Here is a 19,346-nt window from a genome sequence, read left to right as displayed (position 1 = left end):
CAGCCGGTAACGTCTTAGAACCGGCCTGTGGCAGCAGACCCGTTCACGGGATCTCGGACAAACGTTCAGGCAGTCTGGTTTTGGTCAAACGGTAGCCTGGCGGCCGTGGTGGTGTATCCGCACGCCCCGACGCCGTATACCGCGCGATCCGATAGGCTTTCATCGGGGCGCCGCCGTCATCCTGCCACCTGGAAAAGGAGGCGTCTTCGGTCGCATGAGGAAGCGGACCTGAACTCAGCTGCGTCGCGAGATACATTTTCAGCGACGACCTCAACGCGGCCTCGTCGACGATGCCCATCTGGAAACAATGAATGAGGAAACTTGTGGCGGTGATCTCAGTCTCATCGACCGCATGAGTTTCACCGCCGCGAAAGCCGGCCTTTCGCAGAATACGATCGAGCATTCTCAGATTGGCAATATCGAAAAACTGATCTGAAGTGGAAGACATGATGTCCTCCTTCGTTGGGGCTAGGGTTCACTGGCGCTAACATCACTGGCGCGCCCCAAGCAGCGGTGCCCGTATCGTGCCCGCCGATAAATTAGCTTGCGCTTATTGGCAGCTGACCGCAACCTCATTCGGCGGCAGCCATTGATAATGCCGTGGCGGAACCCATTTCAGTGACAGGAGGATTCGCATCATGCGGTTCAACGATGAAGCGACCCTCACAAAGCCGCCGGCACTGCCGGTGGAAAGGCGTGCACTGGTCAATCACCTGAGAGAGGCAATCGCGCGGTTGACGCACGGGCTGGCAGCCGCCGGATTGGTGGAATTCGTGCCGCCACTGCTGGAGATCAACAAAGTTCTCCGCGATATGACGGACGAAATTTCCCGTGCGGATTCGCTCTATTCCGATGAGGTTATCACGGGTACGATGCGCTTGATCAAGACATCGGAAGCTTTGCTTGAAAACCGGGTCATCGTGCAGACCATCCATTGAGATCTGCTGGACGCTCGGACATGCAGGCAGGCTGATCGCCGGACATCCGGCATCAAGCTATTCGCCCTTCGTGCATCCATCATCACCGGTGCCCGAGTTCCGCAGGTCGGCCGCGCCCATTTCCAAGGATAACCGCAATGACGCTTATTTTCCCCAACAGAAGCCGCAGCTTCGACGAAGCGCGAAAAGGTGTCCGCTTCACCGGCTATGACGGCATGTTCGAGGTCAGGTTTCTGGTCGAAGAAGCAGCCCTCGGCAGTGCGATCACCCACAATTCTTCCGAAGCCGCATATCTCAATGCCTTTGATGCAGCGCGTTCTTCGATTCAGGAAGCCGCATCGCGGGCCTATCAGCATCGGCGCGGAAACAACTTCACGCTGACGGCCGCAGATTTTCGCTGACCGCTGGCAGGCGTGCGGTCGGCGAACTGAACCGGCGACCATCCTGCTACTGCCGGATGAGACAGGGGGAGAAAAGCATATGGTTTCGACACGATACCGCCCGAAAGACCTGAAGCTGGCACGTCGCCATATCGTGAAGGCGGCGCATCGCGTTGCCGATCAGGAAATGCTGATCAAGAAATTATTGCGCAAAGGCAGACCCTCCGGATCGGCCTATGCGCTGCTCAGCAGGCTCTACGACGATCAACGGCGGAAGCTCGATCGGCTGAAACTGATCGAAGCGATGGTTGAGGTAGAAGCGCAACCCTGTATCGACGTGCCCAGCAATCCTGGGACATCCGCGCGCGCCCTTGCGATCGTGCACAGCAGCGGGATCTCATTGTCGGACCGGCAATCCGCCACGCCTTGCAGCGCAGATGTTTGGCGCCCATATCTGGTGTAGTGGCAGCTTGTGAACGGGTGCTGCTTCCCGGGGTTATTACCCGGCCCCAACCAAAGGAGGGCATGATGTCTTCCACGGTAAACATCCATTCGTGGAAACGCCTGGCTCAGCATATCGGCAGGCTCCGGTACATCGACTTTCTAGTGAAATCGACACCAGCAATCTGTCTGGCCTTTATCGTCTATATTATCTTCAAGGATGTCTTCTGGTAGGCGCTGGAAGACTGTTGCGGCGGGCCAAGACGCTCGGCTGCCAATCGAACGAGGGGCTGAAACGCTGACGGAATTGGATAGTGCGATGCAACTGCGAGAAATGGGTCAACAAGACTGCCTCGCCTTTCTGGCAGGCCACACCCGTGGCCACTTGGCATGTCTCGGCGAAAAATATCCCTATATCGTTCCCATTCAGTATGCCTATGAAACAGACCGGCTCTTCATATTTTCCATGCCGGGCCTGAAGATTGATCTATTGCGGGCCCATTCACCCGCCTGTGTTCAGGTTGAAGAATTCGGCGAAAACCGAACGTGGAAGAGCGTGCTTGTTCAGGGCACCTATGATGAGCTGACCGATACGCCGGCCCGGCATGACGAACGCCTCCACGCCTGGTCTCTGCTGCAGAAGCAACCGTTTTGGTGGGAACCCGGATCGCTTGTTCTAAGCTCGGAAAGCGAAGACAAGCCTGCTCCCTCCATATTCTTCGGCATTTCGATTGACGTGGTATCGGGACGGCAAGTGGTTTAAGGTGGCGTCTTCAGACCTGCCGCGCCTCCACCATCGATTCACGGCGCGGCGTTGCTGCACGATATATGGAACTCCAGACAGACACGGCTCAGCGCTGTCCGATACCAGCCTTCCCATAGGGGCGCGGATTGCTTGATGCATCTTACCAACGCGGCTTGCTGAACCAGCATCGCGTTCAATGCCACACGACCACCCACAGGGAAAACGATGACAGACACACCCGAGAATGAAGCCCTTTTCAACATCACCGGACACTATGTGCAGGAATTGAAGGCCGTTCTTCAAAGCGAGAGCATCGTCGAAGGCTCCGACTACGAAAACAGCGCCTTCGACGAAAAACGACGCAATGAAGGACTTCACCTGCTGCGCTTCCACAAGACCGGGATCGCAGCGCAGGCGACGCAGATCTGGGAAAAACACAAGACCGCCCGGGCGCATCGATAAAACGGCACGAAGCCAGTTCTTCGACCAATGCCGGATTGAGGGTGACGGTTCTCCGATCCTCGTTCCGGAGAGAATAGGCGCTGACATGACTTGGTGTCCGGCGCCACATTGCCTTGAAAGGAAAAATCATGACCAATGACACAACGAAAAAGCCCCAGCCGGCCAAAGCGGCCGCGACTGACGGGCCCTACGACGTCATCTACTTCGCGAAGAAACACCGCATTTCCAACGAGGATGCCAAAGGCATCATCGAAAAGCACGGCGCCAATCGCAAAGAGGCTGATAAGGCCGGCCGGCGCATCAGCGTCTGAAGCCATACAGGCGTTCATGCATACCTTCGTCCCAAGACACAGTTTTGAGGGACATGCATGACAGCGCCGCGCGTCTTTTCAGCCGCGCGGCGCTGTAACACTTTGGATCGACGCATCGTGCTTCCGAAGATCGATTCCGATTTGCGGGCCGATGCATTAGCCGCGGCTGGCCTGCATCTGCTTTCGATGCCACGATGCAACATCAGCGGACGAATTAACCCTACTGGCTTACCTTAATATCAGCATGCGCTTGAATACATCGGGGCCTATGCCATCGTAGCTTCAGGAAAACACTTCTGGTTCCTGAAGCAGCTCGCCGGAATCGTTGCCTGCCTTTTCGTGGAAAGGCGGCTTCCATGCATAGGGGCCGAGCTCAATCAAAATGGAGGGTATGTCATGAACAATGTCTTGGAATTTCGTGCAAAATGCCCGCATGTCGAAAGTCTGTCCGACTGTCGGGAAGCGCTTGAGCCGGCCGTCATGAAAATCGTCAGCGACGCCATCGGCAAAGGATATACGGCCGCTGAAGCCGCCATGGTGGTTGCCGATATCGCCGACGATTACATCCTCATGCTGTCGCGGCGCCCACGGCATTGACACGCTTTCCTGGCCCGGACCTATGGCTCGTGGGCCAGCGCAGGTGCTGAGGTCGGGGCGTCTTTGAAGGTAGGAACTTTCAACGGTGACGAACGACCGCTGCATAGCCCGCTGGCAGCAGCCGGGAGCAAAGCGGCTATCATCGTGCTTGCATCAGTGGATCGCGCAGCAACTGCAGGGGTAGCAGTGGTACAGGAGACGAGACCTGCCGCGCGATCCGCCGCCAAAACCCCTGATCTTGTCGGAAGTTCCCCGGCAAAAATGCGACGCCACGATCCCGGAAAATCCGCCGAGGGATCATCAACAACCTGCCCGGGCACGTTGCGACCGTCACACCGATAAACTCCCGCGGGGCGAAAACCGACAGGCGCATCGCAACGCCAACGAAAACCCCCGCCGGAGCGGGGCTTTCAGCGAATCCAGATGGAGCAAGCCGAGCAGTTATGTCCAGGTCTCAAACAAAATCGATTGTTGAAAATCCGGGCAACAGAAGCTCTTTCACCCGCCTTCGCGGCACCGTCCGTTTCGCTCAATCTTTGAGTCATTGCCGTAATGCGGCGTGAAGCACTCATATGCCCCGCCTGTCGCACCCCCCCCACAAACGAGAGCGGTTCAGCTTTCATGGACCGAACCGCTCTCACCTTTTGTTTGATGCATTCCTGGAGAACCGCGTCGCACGTCTCCTGGCCTAACGCCACTTGGGTTGGCGCGGCGGAGCGTTCGCGTGGATTTCATGGAGCGGCGCCCGGGGGCCGAGAAGCTTCTTCAGCTTCTTCTCCTCCGCCGGGCCGATCCCGAACTTGCGGCAATGTTCGGCAACATCATGCTCTCGCGGTCCGGGAATGCGAACTTGGCGATTGTTCATGGTCTTCATGACTGTTTCCTCCTTGAGAGGAAAACCGACACGCCGGCATTTTGTTCGTTAGCAGATGCTAAAATTTGATCTTTACAGAAGGTGGCAAGAGTTTCGTGCGGCCAGGTTTCGTTTGCTCCGTCTCGTGAAAGCTCGTGGGCTTCGCCGCTTTCTGGAAAATTTCAGAGATTGTATCGGTAGCTGGAACTTTTCCGCCGCCGCCGAGTTGCGCGCGAGGATGATGGGATGCACGCCCCAATCCGCCTTTCCATCCTTGCCCCGCTCACGCGGGGCTTTTTTTTGCGCCGGCGCGACGCCAGGCGACAATTGCTGACGTCGGTGCGTCGGAGATCGGCAGCCTGCAAATCGTTGAGGCTATCCCCGGTGCATTTGCCGGCGGCAGCAGAACGATTGCTGCGATGAATGGAAAAATGCGGTCGGCCGGGAACAAGAGCCTTTCGCCGGCGTAAGGGCGCCGGGTCGTGCGGAGGAAGGTTTAACGACCATGCACTTCGATTTCTCCGTGCGGCCCGCCAACTCCCAAGAAAACCCAACTCGCCCCGCTTTGGTGGGGCGTTTTTTGTAACAACGCTCGGTCCCCTGGGGTAGCGCTCGTCTGAAGATCGGGAGGAACAATTTGTCGCAAGCTGAGTTAGGCGGGCCATCTCAATTGATGGAGGAACAGAAATTGCCAAGATATTTTTTCCACGTCCGCAGGAATGATGTCTTCGAGGAAGATTCGGAAGGCATTGACCTCGCTTCACCTGAACTTGCTTGCGAGGAAGCAACCCTTTCCGCCCGCGAGATCATTGCGGAGAGGATCCGTACCGGCGATCCGGCAGACGGAGGTGCGTTCGAGATCATGACTGAGGACGGCTCGCTGGTCGCGACAGTCCCCTTCCGATCTGCTATCCGCCTGGACTAGATCACACAAACGCGCGGCACGGGCAGCGCGCTGCAGGAGATTGGCTCGGTGTCGCGCTGCGGCTCTCCAAGACATCGTCGGTCGTCGCAATTGTCAAAACCGCACAGAATGTGAAATCCCTGAACCAAGGGATTAACCTCGCGTTTGTCATTCAGCAGGCGGTGTGGAATCATGACGATGATGATGCAGAGCGGAGTGAAGAACAGGCTGTTGCGCTCGTTTCCGAGGGATGCATTCGAGCGTCTCGAGCCGCTTCTCGAGCCCATCGACCTTCCCGTCAACCATTCGCTCGTGCGGCCGCGCCAGCCGATCGAGCATGTCTGTTTTCTTGAAAGCGGCCTCGCCTCGATGGTTGTGGAAAGCGCCGACGGCAAAAGCGTTGAAATCCGCCACATCGGACGCGAGGGCATCGCCGGCTACCCCGTCGTCCTCGGCGTCGAGCGAACGCCGAACAAGACCTTCATGCAGGTGGCCGGTCACGGGCTTCAGGTAGCCACGGAGGATTTTCTTCCGATCCTTGACCATCCCGAGGCGCGGCAACTGCTGCTGCGCTATGTGCATACCTGCGAGCTGCAGCTTGCCCACAGCGCGCTGGCAGCGGCGAAATTCAACATGCATCAGCGGCTGGCCCGCTGGCTGCTGATGTGCCACGACCGCATTGACGGCAATGATCTGCCGCTGACGCACGAATTCCTGGCGCTGATGCTCGGCGTCAGGCGGGCGAGCGTCACCGATGAGCTGCACATTCTTGAAGGCATGCACGCGATCAGATCGACACGCGGCAACGTCCGCATCACCGACCGCAGCAAGCTGATCGAGATTGCAGGCGGCTGCTACGGCGTGCCGGAGCAGGAATACGAGCGGCTGATCGAAGGCTACGGCAAGCAGCTGGTTCATTCCCTCGAGCTGAATTTGAAGGGGGGGGACAGAATCGGGGATCGCATCTAGCAAACTCCGCTGAGCAGGCTTCGCCCGCTGATTGATGAGATGGCTGCTGGCGCGGCTCTGAACCGCCTCGCAATCTTTAGATTGCTTCTCTCGCTTTAGTCTTTGTTTTTACAGCTGTCGTTGTCGCAAAACCGACCACCGCGGTTCAATTGATCTTCAACCAATGCCTGAGCGCCGCTACCGCGCCGTCGCTCGCATAGGCGATCACGCCGCCAACGGTCAGGCCGGCAAAGGCGATCAGCCCCGATATGCCGTAACCGATCGTCTTCATCCGTTTCCACTCGTCAAGCGCCGGCGCGACCGCCTCCTGGTTCTTCTCGACGGTGTCCTTCAGGCTTTTGATTTCCTCGCGAATTTGCGCGTCCGCACCGCCGCTGATCGCCACACTTGTATCGAGCTGGGCGATCTGCCTGGCCTGCTCGTCGAGCCGCTTGTGGAGCACGGCGCGGCTGTCGTGGGCACTCACCTTTTCGTCGCTGACCTCCTTGCGCAGAAGCGCGACGTTGTCCTCGATGCCGGTCAGCCTTCCCTCGACACGCCCGAGGGCGCGGAGGATATCGTCATTGGATGTCATCTATCTCCCCTCTGGGGATGGAACGTTTTCAACCGGAGAATGTTGAATCCTAGAATTTTGCGTAAAGTTTACATGCCGCAAGATAGCGTCGATCGGTATGGCGCGAGGCAAGGTCATGAGAATGTTATTGATGATCATCATCGGGGTAATGGTCGCGTCGATCCTGAGCATTCCGGTGATCAAGCCGTTCATTCAAGGCAGCGGCAAGAGCGAGACACCGCCGCCGGTCATCCAGCAGCCGGAGCCGAAGTGACGAGGCGAAAAGCCTCTTTCGCTTGCCCGCTCAAGGATTGAGTTTCAGCTTTTCGGATTGGGGAATGCCGTTGACGACACGGTCGATCACCGCGCCATAGGGATGGACGCCATCCGGCGTGACGCTCGGGCGCACGATGGAGCCGACCGGCAGGACCGTGGAGCGCGGAATCGAGATAGTGAGGGTGTTGCCGGAGATGCTGCCGATCGACGTGGTCGACAGGCGGGTGATACCATCCGGCCCGGCATAGGTGTTGATCTCCTGCTCCGGCGCGAAGATGCCGGCATCCGCCACTTCGATCGTCGTGTAGGTCGCAACCCCGTCCGTTCCCGACTGCAGGGTCACCGCTGTGCTCGGCAGCTCGAGCATGCCGGGCCAGGCGCCATCCCTTTCAGCGGAGACCCAGGCCGCATAGGTATCGATCGCATCGTCGCAGCAGGCCGAGGTCTTCGCCAGGATATCGGCGCGCAGCCGCCATTTGCCCGAGGCATCCGTGCCGTCCGCCGGCCAGGTGTTGTTGGCCGAAAAGCTCTGGTAGGCGGCCCTGAGATAGAGATCGTTGGCGGTGATCGTGCCGGTCGCGGGCGATGTCGCCGATCCGGCAAAATTATAGGTGAAGCTGTTCGGTCCGGTGACCGTGATCACCACATTGCCGTTATACTCCGTCTGCGCAGCGCCGGAGATCGACACCGTCTGGCCGGTCGCAAGCCCGTTGATGCCCGAGGCGATCGTTGCCGTGACGACGGTGCCGACCGATGTCAAGGTGACCGTGCGGGTGGACACCGTGCGGCCGAGCGGCGGCAAGGCGACGATCTTGAGGCCGGGGTAGCGCGCCCGAAGCCTGGTGATCAGGCTTCTGTAATTGGTGTTGAAAAACTGCGTGTAGGTCGCCGCCGTATCGTTCTGTCCCATCTGGTTGGCAATGACGGTGAACGGCTTCTGATTGTTGTTGAAGGCGGTGATCTCGTCGAGAATGGCCCAGCGCCGGGTCGCAATCGCCGCACCGGTGCCGGTGAGTTCGCGCACGGAACCGTTTCCCGGCATGCCGATCATCAGATGCGGAATGCGGCCGATGCCGCCGTCCCTATCGAGCCAGCGGCGGAACCAGCCGAGATTGCCGCGCGCATCGGCGGCGGCGGAAAACTGCTGGCGCGCTTCCCCCAGGCTGTCGACAACAGCAAGGGCGACCGGCCTTCCATCCCAATCGCCCTTGGCGACCATGAAGTCAGGCCCGTAATATTGCGGCTGGGTGACGGTCGCGTAATTGCTATCGAGTGCGGCCGTGCTGTCGGCAAGCGGGGTGTCCTTGAAGGCGAGCAGCGTGGCGAGATCGCCCGCACCCCAGACGCGCTCGCCGCGGTGCTTCTGGATGCGGTAGACCGGCCAGATCTTCTCGCCGACGGCGGTATGATAAAACAGCCAGATTTCGATTTCGCTTTCCGGGGCGACATCGGGAATGGTCAGCTCGTCCGTCCAGGCGCCGTTCGTCTGGTCAGCGACGGTCACCGTGTTCAGGCCGGCGAAGGTGCATTGGTAGAAGACGCCTGCGACCCTGATGAACATTGCGTCGGCAACCACGGCATTGCCCGGCGTGCCGATCGTGCCGGTGACGACCATTTCCTGCGGCGAATTTCCGCCTTCTGTCGAGGCGAAGCCCGAGAGGTGAAAGCGGAAGCTCCTGGTCTTATACTGCGGCGTGTTGACGACGATCTTGCTGCAGACATAATTCGCGCCGGATGCGGCGGTGACGATGTTTCCAGACGGCATGCGGTTGCGGGTCGCGAAGAACATGTAGCGATCGGGGTCGCCGCCCGCCCCGCCTCCACCGCTCAGCATCGGATTCGCAAGGGCGAGCGAAATGGCGTTCATCATCATCGGTGTGTTCCATATCTATTGGTGAGGTCGTCGTAGAATTGCACGATGCGCCCCTGGCGGGCATTGGCGCGGTCGAGCGCCTGGCGCTCGCGGGCGAGGATGGCGATGACAGCCTCGCCCTCGACGACAGGCGCATGCGCTTCCTGCCGGCGCAGATCATTGGGCAATGGTGGCAGAGCGATGCCGGCCGCCGCCTGCCCCTTCGTCATCGCCGCCTTGTTCAGGCGCTCAGTGGCGGAGCAGCCACTGACGATCAGCAGCAGTGACAGCGCAAGCGCGGTTCTTTTCCGAAAGCTGAAGCTCATAGGATTGGATCTCGATTTCGAGTGTGTCTCTGGCGGCCTGCTCGGCGGCTTCTGCGGCGGCGAGACGCCTGCGGTGCTCTTCGCCGGCTTGTGACGCCGCGTTGCGTTGGCGCTCCATCTCGGCAGCCTTGGCCTCGGCTGCACTCTTTTCGGCAACAAGGACATAGCCGGCGCGCGCCTGCCTTGCCGCCGAGGGATAGCCGATCGAGACGGCATAGAGGTGATAGAGCATCAGGCCGGCGGCGATGCCGGCGCCCATCTTGAGCGTGTCGAGGATAGAGAACATCAGATGCCCTCGAGGCAGAACTGGCGCTCTTTCTGCCGGCGCCGCGTCAGGCCCGGAAAGACGATGCCGGCGGCGCGGTTCCACTTCAAAAGCGCCTCGCAGCCCTCGGCCGCCCTGCCCTCATTGATGAGCTTGACCGCGCTCGAGCCGCAGGCGGCCTTGACCCCGACATTATAGGCAAAGGAGGTCAGCGCCACGAAACGCGGATCCGGCAGGGCGACGCGCACGCAGCTTTCAATGCCGCTTGCATAGGTCCCGAGCTCCAGCGCCAGGAGCGCCTTGCATTGCTCCACCGTCTTGCGGTCCCCCGGCTTCACACCGTTGGTGCTGCCGTAGCAGATCGTCCACGGCTGGCCTTGAGAGGCCGGATCGGGATAGGCATTCTGGCGCAGCCCCTCGAACGATCCGACGAGCGCCACGGCCATGGCCGCGGCGGCACTACCCTTCTGCAGGCGGTTTGCCATTCAAGTCTCCTGAGATTTTTTGCTGGACGAAAATGCGGGCGATGATCGCCGCAATGGCGAGAAGCCCCGTCGCCACCGACATGGCGAGCTGGATGTAGATGTTGCGCGACACCCAGGTGGCGGCGACGAAGGTGTAGACGGGCTCGATGATGATGAAGAGCAGCGCCAGCGCCATGAGGCGGACGGACCAGGCACGCTTCAGCACCTCGCGCCAGTTATGGACGAGCATGGGGTGGGCTCCGATGTTTGGAGGGGTTAAGCCGTGATCAGGTTCTGAAGGCGACGAACAGCAACAGCCGCAGCGGCGTGCCGTCGATGTTCATGAAATCGCCTCGTTAAGGTGGATAAGTTTTGTGGAAGGTTGCAAATCTCCGCAGCCGGAGTCATTCATGCGGCGCTGGTCGAGCGGTAAGCCCCGCTAAAGCATTTGCGAATATTCTGCCCAGAACCACGAGGCCTGCCGAAGGAGGAAAGCGAATGCGTGTCTTCGTTCTGACTTTTGTTCGTCTCGGACCTGCTTTGGTCTATGCCATCGGTGCGCTATTTGCCGCCAGCATGCTACTGCTGGCCATGTATCCATCACGCCCGTTTGCTTGGGCGCTGTACCTGACAATGCTGCCAGTGTTGCGCTTACCCCTTATGTTACTTAGCGCGGCGGGGATGGGGGCGTGGGAACTTCTCATTGCGTTTGCGTCAATGGCGATGTTCGGCGTCTATCTTGCTTTTCATCCGAAACGGTTTCTTAGGACACGCTTCGTTCATGCCCATGTTGCGCTGCTTGGGCTGGTGCTTGCCAATGCCGCTGCAAGCACAGCCGAAGCAGGTCGCAGTGGGGCGTCACTCCCCGCCGGTTATATCGACTGGTCACTGCCGTTGCCTACAGCGCTGCTCGGAACCGCGTTGATCGTCGTGGCCGCCCTCGCCTGTCTTTTCACTCACGCCGAGATCATCCGCCGCATCCGCATCCGGGCCAGAATTGATCGGCTGCTGGCGCATCGCGTGTCGTTGCATTGACAGACGCCGACGGCGGCGCGGCGGTGTAAGTTACATCCCCAATAGTTGGTATTCACCAATTTTGCCGGTTGCGATTGCCATTTTCCGCAACCGTGCGAAGATGCGTTCAAACAACGCGGGGGCACCAATGAGCAATCGACACTTGATTATTGCAGATGTCATCGGCCGGATTGGCATTTGTTCCTATTCAATACTAGTTGTGTGGACCAAGATTGCGCGGACGATGACGACCGGCGACTATCCGTCCCGGGGCGTCGTATTCCTGATAGCTGAGATCGCTGCGGTCTTATTTATCGGCATGATGTGTGTCGTGACCTTAACGAGAATGCCCCAAGTACGATCTGCGCGCGGCGTTGAACCATACCTGACGGCGATCGCAGGCACCTTCCTCTTCCTGCTGATCGCCTTCCTGCCTCCGCCAATGGTGTTGCCAGATACTGCGCGCCTTGCCGCAATGGTTTTGATGATCATTGGCTTCTTTTCATCGGCATATATGCTTGCGATCCTCGGCCGCAGTTTCAGCATAGCACCGGGTGCAAGAGCTCTGGTCACAACGGGGCCGTATTCCATCGTCCGGCATCCGCTCTATCTGACCGAGGAGATATTCATTATCGGAATGATCCTATTCAGCTTTTCTCAGTGGACGGTACTTCTCGGAATCGTGCATTGGTGCCTGCAACTTCGCCGGATGAGTAACGAAGAGACGGTGCTCCGGGCGGCATTTCCAGACTACCGATCATATGCCGAGCGCGTCCCCAAGGTGATTCCGTTTTTGCCCATGCGCGGCAAACGCGCCACGGCCACTGGATGATTTCCTCGCTAGATTCAGGCCGAGAGGCGACAGCGCCAGAATGGAGATGATCAGCCGTCATGGCGGCAAAGGCCGGGGCGTCATCGGTCACACCATCCCCGATCGCTCCATAATCATCTGGGTTGTAAATCGTCATGGGTCTTTATCCTCTCTCGAACGATCCGACGAGCGCCACGGCCATGGCCGCGGCGGCACTACCCTTCTGCAGGCGGTTTGCCATTCAAGTCTCCTGAGATTTTTTGCTGGACGAAGATGCGGGCAATGATCGCCGCAACGGCGAGAAGCCCTGTCGCCACCGACATGGCGAGCTGGATGTAGAGGTTGTGCGACACCCAGGTCGCGGCGACGAAGGTGTAGACGGGCTCAACGATGATGAAGAGCAGCGCCAGCGCCATCAACCGCACCGACCAGGCACGCTTCAGCACCTCGCGCCAGTTATGGACGAGCATGGGGACTCCGGATTATTGATGGGCAATATAGGTACTGTGAGGTACACTAATAGTTGTCTATTGCTAAAGTTTTCGCTTAGCGGTTACTTGGCGAAATGCGATCATTTCCGAGTTCAAACAGGATCGAAGGCCTCGATACCGTCAGAGCAGTTGCCGCGTTGTCCGTAGTATTCGCGCATTTGCTTGGGCCGTCGATGCCTGGGATCTCGCGATACATCTTCACCGGCCACCCCGCCGTGATCGCCTTCTTTGTGGTTTCCGGCTTCTGCATCCACTACCCGTATCGGTTCCGTGGCCTCCAGGTCGCGCCATTCCTCGCCGGTCGGTTTATCCGGATCGTGCCGCCCGCGACCGCCGCCTTCATCCTGGCTCAAGCCATGGGCATGAGGGCCTACAATCCGATAGACGGCTACATTCTATGGTCCGTCGTCTGCGAAGCCGTCTACTACTGCCTGTACCCGCTGATCTTACCGATATCGCGCCGGATCGGATGGCCGGTTCTCATCACCGTTTCGGTCATAGCCTCCTATGGCGTAGCAATTAGCCTCGGCTCGGACCAATATGGGAACGCTATGAAATACGGGCCGCAACTCAATTGGGTCGTCGGGCTACCTGCCTGGCTTCTTGGCTGCTATCTCGCTGAAAATCTCGACCGCCTGAAACTTCCAGGCAATGTTTGGGGCTGGCGTGTCGTGTCTGCCGTAAGTGCTTCCACACTTTATTGGGCGACGATGAACACGGCCGCCGGCTTTTACCTGACTATGGTGCCCTTCGCGGTGCTGGCGGGATGCTGGATACTGGCAGAGATCAGGAATGCGACCGATCGAGGCCCTGTCAAGGCTCTGGAAAAGATCGGCGCCGCTTGCTTTTCGATCTACCTTATCCACGTCATCGCGGCGGCGGCTGTTGAACGGTTTGTGACAACGCCGATTGTCGTTTGCGCCCTATCACTGGCGCTCGTCTACCCGTTCTATCGATGGATCGAGAAGCCGTGCCATGCCGCCGCGCGCCGTGCCAAGGCAAAGATGGGGCATTTAGAGGTCCGACGCCGCTTGCAAGAAGGCGTCGATCTTGCGGCTGAAAAATCCCCGTAATGCAAAAGGCGACCCCGGAGAGCCGCCTTCGCTGGTTTTAGAGAATCGGGACCGAGCGGCTATTTCGACAGGATATAGCAGTGGAATGCACTGCGTTCGTCGTTAATGGCACCCATCGCCGCAAGCGGAGTGGCGAACATTCTGAGAGCGCTTACCCACTCTGCTTTTATGCCAGGCATCTTCTCGCGATCGACGCCATCAACCATTTTCATGAGGGCCGGGAACATTGGCCGGAAACCAATGTCCCAGGTCTGGATTATCGCCTTCGGCAAGTGCTGCGAGTGGCGTGAAACCGACAGTCCAGCTCTGGCGAAAATTTCTCGCCAATCCTCATCCGATTTCGATTGCTTGATATTGTCACTCAGTCTGCCGCGATCAAGAAGCTCAAGCCACTTCCATCGTTCGTCTTTCGTCTCGACATACAACGAGTTGTAGAAACTATACTCCGGAAGCGTGTCGTTCGGGAGCATCAGGCAAATCGTGCCGCCCGGCTCCAAGATCCTTCTCAATTCCGTGAGAACGCTTATCGGGTTGTCGAGCCAATAAACGATGTTTGAAAAAATAGATCCGAAAGAATTGTCATCGAAAGGAAGAGGACCGTTCCCATCGCCCTCAACGGTTTCCTTGTAGAACCCAAGCGCTGTCGCTTTTCGCAACAAGTTGGCCTTGTGGTCAAAGCCAACGCTTATCTGATATGACGCCGGAATGTTGACTAGCGGGTCGAAGCTCTCATCGTAGGCGTCATACACATCAGCTTTTTCATAGAACCGGTCGAGTTGTTCCGTCTTCTGGAAGGCGTCGAATTCGGCACTGAACCGCCCGCCTGCCCTGATGAACGAAAACAACCCGTCCCCGCATCCAAAGTCCAAGGATCTTCCCTTGAGTTCAAATCCCTTCATTGCCTCGATATCGAGAAACCGCCAAATGGCCGTTTCGGGACGTAGCCAATATACGCTCAGCAGTTGATCCAAAGCCGTCATTAATTCCCACCACCGCAAAATCCTTCCGGCACGCTATATGATGGTCGGTCGTTGTTCAACGCACGGCTTCAAGGTATTCGTGAAGGATGTTGACAGAGCCGGCGTCGAATGTGTCGGAGAAAACCCACAGGAACATAGTCGTCAAGCCGTTGCCGTTTTATGTCCCGGCTGTGTTGACTTCGCTCGATACGGTCATGGTTGCCTCACAGGTATAGAAAAAGGCGGTTCGAAAAGAACCGCCTTCAGTCAATCATTAAAATGTATGTTGTGGTTGGTCAAACGCGCTCAGCGACCAAGAGCACTTCGTCGCTCATATCGTGATTATCGATAACTGCCTGCAGGTCACTCATCATCGGCGACAGCGCGGAAAGGAGTTTCGATTGGTTGAGCGCCGGCGCCAAGAGCCCCAGCGTGCTGATCATCTCGTAGAAGTCCTGACCAAACAGCCACGCCGCATTGATCTTGTAGCCGTGGCGTTTGAGCATTCCCTCAAGTGCGCGGAGCGAGAACAGGAATAGATGCAACGGCGGGTGCATCATGCGGTTGACGTGGTTCGGGAATGTCATCTGGCTCATCGTAGAGATCGAGGGAAAATGCGGAACCTCGATAACGAGCGTATCCCCCTCACCTTGGATCGCTGAAACGTCCGCCAGGATCTGGTTCGGGTCCGGCACATGCTCCAAAACGCTGAACATTGAGATCACGCCATATTGGCCGCGATACTTCGAAACCGTATCCTTCGAGATGTAATCCTGCCTGACCTCGACGCCGAAACGCTTGGCGGCATACTCAGCTTGCATCACATTCGGCTCGAGCCCAAGAATAGTGTATCCGTGGCCTTTCGCTACTGACAATGTCTCGCCCACTCCGCAACCGATATCGAGCCATGTCTTTTTCGTTGCCCGAGAATGTTCAATTGCAAATTCGACCTTCGGCGTGAAAACCTGAGCGACGCGATAGTCGATGATCGAGTCGTTGGCGTAGAGAACCTTCTGCGCCTCGGTGTAATAGTCTGATCGGTAGGCCGCTGACAGCGCCTCGTCAGCCGGCGGGTTGCAGACGAAGGCCGAACCGCAGCCCTCGCATTCGTTATAGTCGAAGCCGTAGACCGTCAGAAGCTTATGATGGGCACTGCTCCCGCAGGCCGGGCACTTCTCAAGGAGCGCGCCCTTTTCGATCTGCTCGGAAAAAGCGCGAGCCGCAGCGATCGAGCCCTGTTTATTCAGGTCCTTTTTCAGCCTGCTGCTATCGATCGGTTTCCCGCGCTTTATAAAGTATCCCATTTCGTCTCCCGGTGGATTTGATGTTGCCGCCACAATTATTGCGATATGCCAACCACTGCAAGGAGAATGATGCTGTATGCGATCCTTCCGTACGGGAAGTAGAAACCATCCGTAGCGCCGCCGACATGCCGGACCTGACGAACGCCGGGTCGATAATCTGGCCGACGGAGGTGTCGTGCCGGCGGGCTTGGAATAGACACCGGTGGATGGGTTTCTGGGCATTGACCTTCTCCAAAGGAAAAGGCCCCGCGCATTGCGAGGCCATTCGGGTTGATCAAGCTTTTCTGAGCTGCGTCAAACTATCGTCTCTTAAACAGCAGATCAGCGCCGTACATGCCTTTGGCGCCTTGGATGAGGCCTCCATTTCTATCTGCAATGCGGTTTACCAGCTCGAAGCCTGCTCCCGATGCGATATCGATCAGACGCCGCTCTGAAATGGTCCTGTGCGGGTATCGGACGACAACATCGTTGAAACCTTCTGGGATCGGGCCGGCGCCGTTGTTGAACAGCATCGAATGCTGAACCCTGAACTGGTCCGTCTCAGAAAAGGTGTTCCGCGCCAGGAAGGCATAACCGGTCGTCTTGGAGAGAACGCGCTTCCAAAGCGCATACGGGTCTTCCAGATATTGGAATGTGCCGCTGCTGTAGAAAATATCGATACGATCCGGCAGTTCGCTTGAGAATGCGATCAATGGCCGAAGCTTTGCCGCAGCCTTCACCATTGCTGGCGTTTCGATCACGACGAATGACATTGCCGGGAACTTCCGATGCAGAACGGAGCACGATTCGCCGGCAGACCCACCGAAATCAACGAACGCACCGGAACCATCCGACATGATCTCGATCAACTCCGCCACCGGCCGAACATAATCTTCTTCATGCCCTGCTATGGCTTGGGACCGTTTGGCTCTAAAACGTGTCAGAACATCCGCTTGGTAATCTGATTTTGCTGCTTTAGATGCGCGAAGCCATGACCTATATCTTTTTCTGATGGCTCTGTTTTCAGGGAAATCTCGGATGAAATTTCGAATGATGACCAGGGGATGTATGCGCCTCAAGGTTCGAGCCCTCTTAATGATGACGCATCTTTAGATAGAATGGGTGTTGGTTGCCAATATGTTTTAGCTGCCCCGCCGTCATATTTTCGACGCTGCCTCGAAGAACGCATCGATCTGCGAACTGGAAAATCCCATGGCAGCGAACCCGGCCAACATCATCGGACTGTCCTTGACGAAGATCACGGAATACTCATACGCGATCTGAACGTCTCGGGGCTGTTGAGCCACCCACACGTCAACGGCCTCGATCAACCCAGACGCAAGGAGGTGGAGCTTGAACTGTCGGGCGGAAACAAAAGAGACCGAAGCCTTCGGGTGAAGGAATGCCTGGACCTCTTCGGCCAGGTCATCGATCGCCTCTTGTGCGATTTCCTGTCTGCCGGCGAACACGCCTTTGATTGCGCCATTTTCGTCGCGCATCACGTAGACCAAAGTCATGATCAAGCTCCATTCAGGCGCGGCACGGTATAGTCGTTAAAGCCGTTTGATCGCAATGTGTACGATACGCTACCGACCGTCGTGATGGCGTAAAAGGTTACAATCCCCGTTGATCGCGATCGGCTGCGAGCAGATACGCGGCCCGCTTGTGCCGTGTTGCCCGCGTTGACATTGAAGACTGCAACAGGAGATGTGACAGCATCAGCCCCCGCGCCAAGCTCGCCGGATGAATTGGCCGCAGAATTAACCGCAAGCATCCAATAAATTTCAGTAGCAATCCCGGCGGGAGTGCCAACTGGCTGTATATCGTTGACAGCTATGCCGGAACCGTTGTATTCTTGCACGGCGGCAGTAATTCGATATTCGTTACCATCCTGAACATACTGACGAATTACATTTCCAGATGTGGTCAAGACCACGTTTACGCGCCCAACAACTTCCCAACCTGTAAGATTTACTATTGAAACGAGCGCCGGGACAGATTGCAGACTTGCAACCCAATCGCCAACGCCTGTTGTCAGGTTGCGCACAGAGTGAACAAAATAGGTTTTGCTCGCCTGCATGACGCCAGTGTCAAGGAACCCGCCGCTATTGCCGGCCGTGAAGGTGGTGGACAGGGATTTTGTCATCGCGGACGCATAGACGACGTTCTTGGAATTGAAGAACACCTCGCCGGTTTTTATCTGAATAGAAGTGCTGGATACATAGACGGTCTCACACCCGACGACGTTGTTGATCTCCGATTTAGCCTGGATCTTGGCAATCAGCTTATCCGTGAAGAACGCTGTCCCGCTGCAGACGATGAAGGTGGAATACCCGTTCGGAACGACAAGCGTTGCCGCCCCGTCGATCGTCTCTGTCCCGTTCGGATCAATCGTCACGTCCCCGCCATCGGCGATGACGCAATAGTGCCAGTTTGCGCCGAGCGTTGCCGCTGCGGTCAGGGTGAGCGTCGCGGCCGCGGTAAAGCGATGAACCGCGTTGCCGTCGGATGCAAGCGCTGTGTAGTCGCTCGACTTGGCTGCATAGACCAGAGCCTGATCGAACGAGACGTCGACGCCGTTCTGCGTGAACCCGAGCAGGCCGCCGCCCTTCAGATAGAGGCCGGTCTGCGGGGTCGACGAGAAGCCGAGGCCGGGGGCGGAAACCGTTCCGCCTGCGGCCTTGAGCGGTGCGACCATCGGCGCCGAGCCGTCGCGCGGCAGCGAGTTGGTGATTTCGTTGCCGAGGTCGGTGGTCAGTGCGTTCCACGGCACGGGGTCGATGACCTGGCCGACGGAAGGTGTCGTTCCGGCGGGCTTGGAATAGACGCCGGTTGAGGGGTTTCTGGGCATTGACCTTCTCCAAAGAAAAAGGCCCCGCGAATTGCGAGGCCTCGAATCGTATAGTATCGGTTGCGGCATGCAGAGTGATCACAAGCCGAACCAACCGTCACACAGAGCGATCAAGATCGTCGCGATGCTCATCGCCGTCGTGACGTTTGCCTCATGGTCCCCGCTCAGGACAGGCCCCGCCAGGTGGGTGGTTGATCAGTTGCCGATCGAGTTGACCATGTTTCTCGCCGGCGCTTTGTCGGCAGGGCCGGCCTGTTTTTTTATATGGAAGCAGGCGCGGGCTAATTGCGGGGGACTTTATTTCAACGGCACCACCTGCCTGCCCGGCGCCACCCTCGGCCTGATGATCACGCTGGCAACATTGCTGCTGGTCGCCATCCGGATCCAGATCGTCCTTGATAACCGCTGACATCATGTACCCCTCAGGCCCGCAAGCTTCCAGGAAGGATTTTTAATGAGGAAATTCATATCCATGACACTGGGGGCGATGATGGCCATTGGCGGAGCATCAGCGGCCGGTTACATGTT

General features: G+C 57.8%; 29 protein-coding genes and 1 pseudogene. 15 read left to right on the top strand and 15 right to left on the bottom strand.

Going from position 1 to position 19,346, the window contains the following annotated elements:
- Positions 1 to 43 precede the first annotated feature (43 nt).
- Positions 44 to 448, bottom strand: a complete 405-nt coding sequence (locus N1937_RS04840) for a hypothetical protein (RefSeq protein WP_311202832.1) — start codon at positions 446 to 448, stop codon at positions 44 to 46.
- A 190-nt stretch (positions 449 to 638) separates the two neighbouring features.
- Between N1937_RS04840 and N1937_RS04835 the strand changes: the two genes are divergently transcribed.
- From N1937_RS04835 to N1937_RS04800, 8 genes are all read left to right on the top strand, one after another.
- Complete coding sequence (locus tag N1937_RS04835; protein WP_017963412.1) at positions 639 to 938, top strand: hypothetical protein; 300 nt, start codon at positions 639 to 641, stop codon at positions 936 to 938.
- Between the two features lie 137 nt (positions 939 to 1,075).
- Positions 1,076 to 1,339, top strand: coding sequence for a DUF1488 domain-containing protein (locus N1937_RS04830; RefSeq protein ID WP_017963411.1), 264 nt, complete (start codon positions 1,076 to 1,078; stop codon positions 1,337 to 1,339).
- 79 nt (positions 1,340 to 1,418) lie between these two features.
- Positions 1,419 to 1,781 (top strand): hypothetical protein, encoded by a 363-nt coding sequence (locus N1937_RS04825; protein ID WP_017963410.1) that lies wholly within the window; start codon positions 1,419 to 1,421, stop codon positions 1,779 to 1,781.
- A 65-nt stretch (positions 1,782 to 1,846) separates the two neighbouring features.
- The gene (locus N1937_RS04820; protein WP_017963409.1) at positions 1,847 to 1,993 is read left to right on the top strand and encodes a hypothetical protein; all 147 of its coding nucleotides are present in this window, start codon (positions 1,847 to 1,849) and stop codon (positions 1,991 to 1,993) included.
- Between the two features lie 85 nt (positions 1,994 to 2,078).
- Positions 2,079 to 2,522, top strand: a complete 444-nt coding sequence (locus N1937_RS04815) for a pyridoxamine 5'-phosphate oxidase family protein (RefSeq protein ID WP_260057662.1) — start codon at positions 2,079 to 2,081, stop codon at positions 2,520 to 2,522.
- Positions 2,523 to 2,729: 207 nt separating this feature from the next.
- A complete protein-coding gene (locus N1937_RS04810) occupies positions 2,730 to 2,966 on the top strand; it encodes a hypothetical protein (protein WP_162119610.1) in 237 nt (78 codons plus the stop codon).
- A gap of 128 nt (positions 2,967 to 3,094) precedes the next feature.
- A complete protein-coding gene (locus N1937_RS04805; protein ID WP_260057660.1) occupies positions 3,095 to 3,277 on the top strand; it encodes a DUF3606 domain-containing protein in 183 nt (60 codons plus the stop codon).
- Between the two features lie 396 nt (positions 3,278 to 3,673).
- Entirely contained in the window at positions 3,674 to 3,874 is a 201-nt protein-coding gene (locus tag N1937_RS04800) for a hypothetical protein (RefSeq protein ID WP_018068819.1), read from the top strand.
- A 688-nt stretch (positions 3,875 to 4,562) separates the two neighbouring features.
- Here the strand turns inward: N1937_RS04800 and N1937_RS04795 are convergent.
- Positions 4,563 to 4,748 (bottom strand): hypothetical protein, encoded by a 186-nt coding sequence (locus N1937_RS04795; protein WP_017963404.1) that lies wholly within the window; start codon positions 4,746 to 4,748, stop codon positions 4,563 to 4,565.
- A 667-nt stretch (positions 4,749 to 5,415) separates the two neighbouring features.
- Here N1937_RS04795 and N1937_RS04790 point away from each other — a divergent pair.
- Entirely contained in the window at positions 5,416 to 5,652 is a 237-nt protein-coding gene (locus N1937_RS04790; RefSeq protein WP_026154058.1) for a DUF6894 family protein, read from the top strand.
- A 171-nt stretch (positions 5,653 to 5,823) separates the two neighbouring features.
- Positions 5,824 to 6,600, top strand: a complete 777-nt coding sequence (locus N1937_RS04785) for a Crp/Fnr family transcriptional regulator (protein WP_260057648.1) — start codon at positions 5,824 to 5,826, stop codon at positions 6,598 to 6,600.
- Between the two features lie 145 nt (positions 6,601 to 6,745).
- Here the strand turns inward: N1937_RS04785 and N1937_RS04780 are convergent, their stop codons facing one another.
- The gene (locus N1937_RS04780) at positions 6,746 to 7,174 is read right to left on the bottom strand and encodes a DUF1515 domain-containing protein (RefSeq protein ID WP_222386124.1); all 429 of its coding nucleotides are present in this window, start codon (positions 7,172 to 7,174) and stop codon (positions 6,746 to 6,748) included.
- Positions 7,175 to 7,304: 130 nt separating this feature from the next.
- On the opposite strand from N1937_RS04780, the gene N1937_RS04775 reads away from it, so the two are divergent.
- Complete coding sequence (locus N1937_RS04775; RefSeq protein ID WP_017959485.1) at positions 7,305 to 7,427, top strand: hypothetical protein; 123 nt, start codon at positions 7,305 to 7,307, stop codon at positions 7,425 to 7,427.
- 30 nt (positions 7,428 to 7,457) lie between these two features.
- Here the strand turns inward: N1937_RS04775 and N1937_RS04770 are convergent, their stop codons facing one another.
- From N1937_RS04770 to N1937_RS04750, 5 genes are read right to left on the bottom strand one after another with little or no spacing between them, the layout of a single operon-like run.
- Entirely contained in the window at positions 7,458 to 9,299 is a 1,842-nt protein-coding gene (locus tag N1937_RS04770) for an SGNH/GDSL hydrolase family protein (protein WP_260059055.1), read from the bottom strand.
- Positions 9,299 to 9,511, bottom strand: coding sequence for a hypothetical protein (locus N1937_RS04765; RefSeq protein WP_260057645.1), 213 nt, complete (start codon positions 9,509 to 9,511; stop codon positions 9,299 to 9,301). The genes N1937_RS04770 and N1937_RS04765 overlap by 1 nt, the downstream gene beginning before the upstream one ends.
- Before the next feature lie 19 nt (positions 9,512 to 9,530).
- Positions 9,531 to 9,893: a hypothetical protein gene (locus tag N1937_RS04760; protein ID WP_260057644.1), complete on the bottom strand. Its 363-nt coding sequence runs from the start codon at positions 9,891 to 9,893 to the stop codon at positions 9,531 to 9,533.
- Positions 9,893 to 10,357: a lysozyme gene (locus N1937_RS04755; protein WP_260057643.1), complete on the bottom strand. Its 465-nt coding sequence runs from the start codon at positions 10,355 to 10,357 to the stop codon at positions 9,893 to 9,895. The genes N1937_RS04760 and N1937_RS04755 overlap by 1 nt, the downstream gene beginning before the upstream one ends.
- Positions 10,332 to 10,586 carry a hypothetical protein gene (locus N1937_RS04750; protein WP_260057642.1) on the bottom strand — a complete coding sequence of 85 codons (255 nt, stop codon included), beginning with the start codon at positions 10,584 to 10,586 and terminating at the stop codon, positions 10,332 to 10,334. Before N1937_RS04750 ends, N1937_RS04755 begins: the two co-directional genes overlap by 26 nt.
- A 248-nt stretch (positions 10,587 to 10,834) precedes the next feature.
- On the opposite strand from N1937_RS04750, the gene N1937_RS04745 reads away from it, so the two are divergent.
- Both N1937_RS04745 and N1937_RS04740 read left to right on the top strand, forming a co-directional pair.
- Positions 10,835 to 11,371 carry a hypothetical protein gene (locus tag N1937_RS04745; protein ID WP_260057640.1) on the top strand — a complete coding sequence of 179 codons (537 nt, stop codon included), beginning with the start codon at positions 10,835 to 10,837 and terminating at the stop codon, positions 11,369 to 11,371.
- A 127-nt stretch (positions 11,372 to 11,498) separates the two neighbouring features.
- Positions 11,499 to 12,182 (top strand): methyltransferase family protein, encoded by a 684-nt coding sequence (locus N1937_RS04740; protein ID WP_017963393.1) that lies wholly within the window; start codon positions 11,499 to 11,501, stop codon positions 12,180 to 12,182.
- Between the two features lie 151 nt (positions 12,183 to 12,333).
- Here N1937_RS04740 and N1937_RS04735 read toward each other — a convergent pair.
- Both N1937_RS04735 and N1937_RS04730 read right to left on the bottom strand, forming a co-directional pair.
- A pseudogene (locus N1937_RS04735) lies at positions 12,334 to 12,402 on the bottom strand (lysozyme); the annotation flags it as partial.
- Complete coding sequence (locus N1937_RS04730) at positions 12,377 to 12,631, bottom strand: hypothetical protein (protein ID WP_170281662.1); 255 nt, start codon at positions 12,629 to 12,631, stop codon at positions 12,377 to 12,379. The gene N1937_RS04730 and the pseudogene N1937_RS04735, both read right to left, overlap by 26 nt.
- Before the next feature lie 95 nt (positions 12,632 to 12,726).
- Here N1937_RS04730 and N1937_RS04725 point away from each other — a divergent pair, with 95 nt between their 5' ends.
- Positions 12,727 to 13,725 (top strand): acyltransferase family protein, encoded by a 999-nt coding sequence (locus N1937_RS04725; RefSeq protein ID WP_130681353.1) that lies wholly within the window; start codon positions 12,727 to 12,729, stop codon positions 13,723 to 13,725.
- A 59-nt stretch (positions 13,726 to 13,784) separates the two neighbouring features.
- Here N1937_RS04725 and N1937_RS04720 read toward each other — a convergent pair whose 3' ends face one another.
- From N1937_RS04720 to N1937_RS04700, 5 genes are all read right to left on the bottom strand, one after another.
- Positions 13,785 to 14,705, bottom strand: a complete 921-nt coding sequence (locus N1937_RS04720; RefSeq protein WP_130681351.1) for a methyltransferase domain-containing protein — start codon at positions 14,703 to 14,705, stop codon at positions 13,785 to 13,787.
- A gap of 275 nt (positions 14,706 to 14,980) precedes the next feature.
- Entirely contained in the window at positions 14,981 to 16,021 is a 1,041-nt protein-coding gene (locus tag N1937_RS04715) for a class I SAM-dependent methyltransferase (RefSeq protein WP_260057636.1), read from the bottom strand.
- Between the two features lie 266 nt (positions 16,022 to 16,287).
- Positions 16,288 to 16,836: a hypothetical protein gene (locus tag N1937_RS04710; RefSeq protein ID WP_245484812.1), complete on the bottom strand. Its 549-nt coding sequence runs from the start codon at positions 16,834 to 16,836 to the stop codon at positions 16,288 to 16,290.
- A gap of 288 nt (positions 16,837 to 17,124) precedes the next feature.
- A complete protein-coding gene (locus N1937_RS04705; protein ID WP_130681345.1) occupies positions 17,125 to 17,484 on the bottom strand; it encodes a hypothetical protein in 360 nt (119 codons plus the stop codon).
- Between the two features lie 2 nt (positions 17,485 to 17,486).
- Positions 17,487 to 18,818 (bottom strand): hypothetical protein, encoded by a 1,332-nt coding sequence (locus N1937_RS04700; RefSeq protein ID WP_260057632.1) that lies wholly within the window; start codon positions 18,816 to 18,818, stop codon positions 17,487 to 17,489.
- Between the two features lie 124 nt (positions 18,819 to 18,942).
- Between N1937_RS04700 and N1937_RS04695 the strand changes: the two genes are divergently transcribed.
- Positions 18,943 to 19,227 (top strand): hypothetical protein, encoded by a 285-nt coding sequence (locus N1937_RS04695; RefSeq protein ID WP_260057629.1) that lies wholly within the window; start codon positions 18,943 to 18,945, stop codon positions 19,225 to 19,227.
- The last annotated feature ends 119 nt before the right edge of the window (positions 19,228 to 19,346 follow it).

The organism is Rhizobium sp. WSM4643 (assembly GCF_025152745.1).
GTDB classification, from domain to species: domain Bacteria; phylum Pseudomonadota; class Alphaproteobacteria; order Rhizobiales; family Rhizobiaceae; genus Rhizobium; species Rhizobium leguminosarum_I.
Note: the sequence above shows the minus strand (reverse complement) of the source record. Positions and strands in the feature narration are given on the sequence as shown.

Bases quoted from the DNA above. Each gene is read 5' to 3' on its own strand.
- N1937_RS04785 (WP_260057648.1), top strand. From the start codon at position 5,824: ATGACGATGATGATGCAGAGCGGAGTGAAGAACAGGCTGTTGCGCTCG.
- N1937_RS04820 (WP_017963409.1), top strand. From the start codon at position 1,847: ATGTCTTCCACGGTAAACATCCATTCGTGGAAACGCCTGGCTCAGCAT.
- N1937_RS04705 (WP_130681345.1), bottom strand. From the start codon at position 17,484: ATGACTTTGGTCTACGTGATGCGCGACGAAAATGGCGCAATCAAAGGC.
- N1937_RS04720 (WP_130681351.1), bottom strand. From the start codon at position 14,705: ATGACGGCTTTGGATCAACTGCTGAGCGTATATTGGCTACGTCCCGAA.
- N1937_RS04780 (WP_222386124.1), bottom strand. From the start codon at position 7,174: ATGACATCCAATGACGATATCCTCCGCGCCCTCGGGCGTGTCGAGGGA.
- N1937_RS04740 (WP_017963393.1), top strand. From the start codon at position 11,499: ATGAGCAATCGACACTTGATTATTGCAGATGTCATCGGCCGGATTGGC.
- N1937_RS04765 (WP_260057645.1), bottom strand. From the start codon at position 9,511: ATGACGAAGGGGCAGGCGGCGGCCGGCATCGCTCTGCCACCATTGCCC.
- N1937_RS04745 (WP_260057640.1), top strand. From the start codon at position 10,835: ATGCGTGTCTTCGTTCTGACTTTTGTTCGTCTCGGACCTGCTTTGGTC.
- N1937_RS04840 (WP_311202832.1), bottom strand. From the start codon at position 448: ATGTCTTCCACTTCAGATCAGTTTTTCGATATTGCCAATCTGAGAATG.
- N1937_RS04800 (WP_018068819.1), top strand. From the start codon at position 3,674: ATGAACAATGTCTTGGAATTTCGTGCAAAATGCCCGCATGTCGAAAGT.
- N1937_RS04750 (WP_260057642.1), bottom strand. From the start codon at position 10,586: ATGCTCGTCCATAACTGGCGCGAGGTGCTGAAGCGTGCCTGGTCCGTC.
- N1937_RS04830 (WP_017963411.1), top strand. From the start codon at position 1,076: ATGACGCTTATTTTCCCCAACAGAAGCCGCAGCTTCGACGAAGCGCGA.
- N1937_RS04730 (WP_170281662.1), bottom strand. From the start codon at position 12,631: ATGCTCGTCCATAACTGGCGCGAGGTGCTGAAGCGTGCCTGGTCGGTG.
- N1937_RS04805 (WP_260057660.1), top strand. From the start codon at position 3,095: ATGACCAATGACACAACGAAAAAGCCCCAGCCGGCCAAAGCGGCCGCG.
- N1937_RS04775 (WP_017959485.1), top strand. From the start codon at position 7,305: ATGATCATCATCGGGGTAATGGTCGCGTCGATCCTGAGCATTCCGGTG.
- N1937_RS04695 (WP_260057629.1), top strand. From the start codon at position 18,943: ATGCTCATCGCCGTCGTGACGTTTGCCTCATGGTCCCCGCTCAGGACA.
- N1937_RS04700 (WP_260057632.1), bottom strand. From the start codon at position 18,818: ATGCCCAGAAACCCCTCAACCGGCGTCTATTCCAAGCCCGCCGGAACG.
- N1937_RS04725 (WP_130681353.1), top strand. From the start codon at position 12,727: ATGCGATCATTTCCGAGTTCAAACAGGATCGAAGGCCTCGATACCGTC.
- N1937_RS04835 (WP_017963412.1), top strand. From the start codon at position 639: ATGCGGTTCAACGATGAAGCGACCCTCACAAAGCCGCCGGCACTGCCG.
- N1937_RS04770 (WP_260059055.1), bottom strand. From the start codon at position 9,299: ATGATGAACGCCATTTCGCTCGCCCTTGCGAATCCGATGCTGAGCGGT.
- N1937_RS04795 (WP_017963404.1), bottom strand. From the start codon at position 4,748: ATGAAGACCATGAACAATCGCCAAGTTCGCATTCCCGGACCGCGAGAG.
- N1937_RS04760 (WP_260057644.1), bottom strand. From the start codon at position 9,893: ATGTTCTCTATCCTCGACACGCTCAAGATGGGCGCCGGCATCGCCGCC.
- N1937_RS04815 (WP_260057662.1), top strand. From the start codon at position 2,079: ATGCAACTGCGAGAAATGGGTCAACAAGACTGCCTCGCCTTTCTGGCA.
- N1937_RS04755 (WP_260057643.1), bottom strand. From the start codon at position 10,357: ATGGCAAACCGCCTGCAGAAGGGTAGTGCCGCCGCGGCCATGGCCGTG.
- N1937_RS04825 (WP_017963410.1), top strand. From the start codon at position 1,419: ATGGTTTCGACACGATACCGCCCGAAAGACCTGAAGCTGGCACGTCGC.
- N1937_RS04810 (WP_162119610.1), top strand. From the start codon at position 2,730: ATGACAGACACACCCGAGAATGAAGCCCTTTTCAACATCACCGGACAC.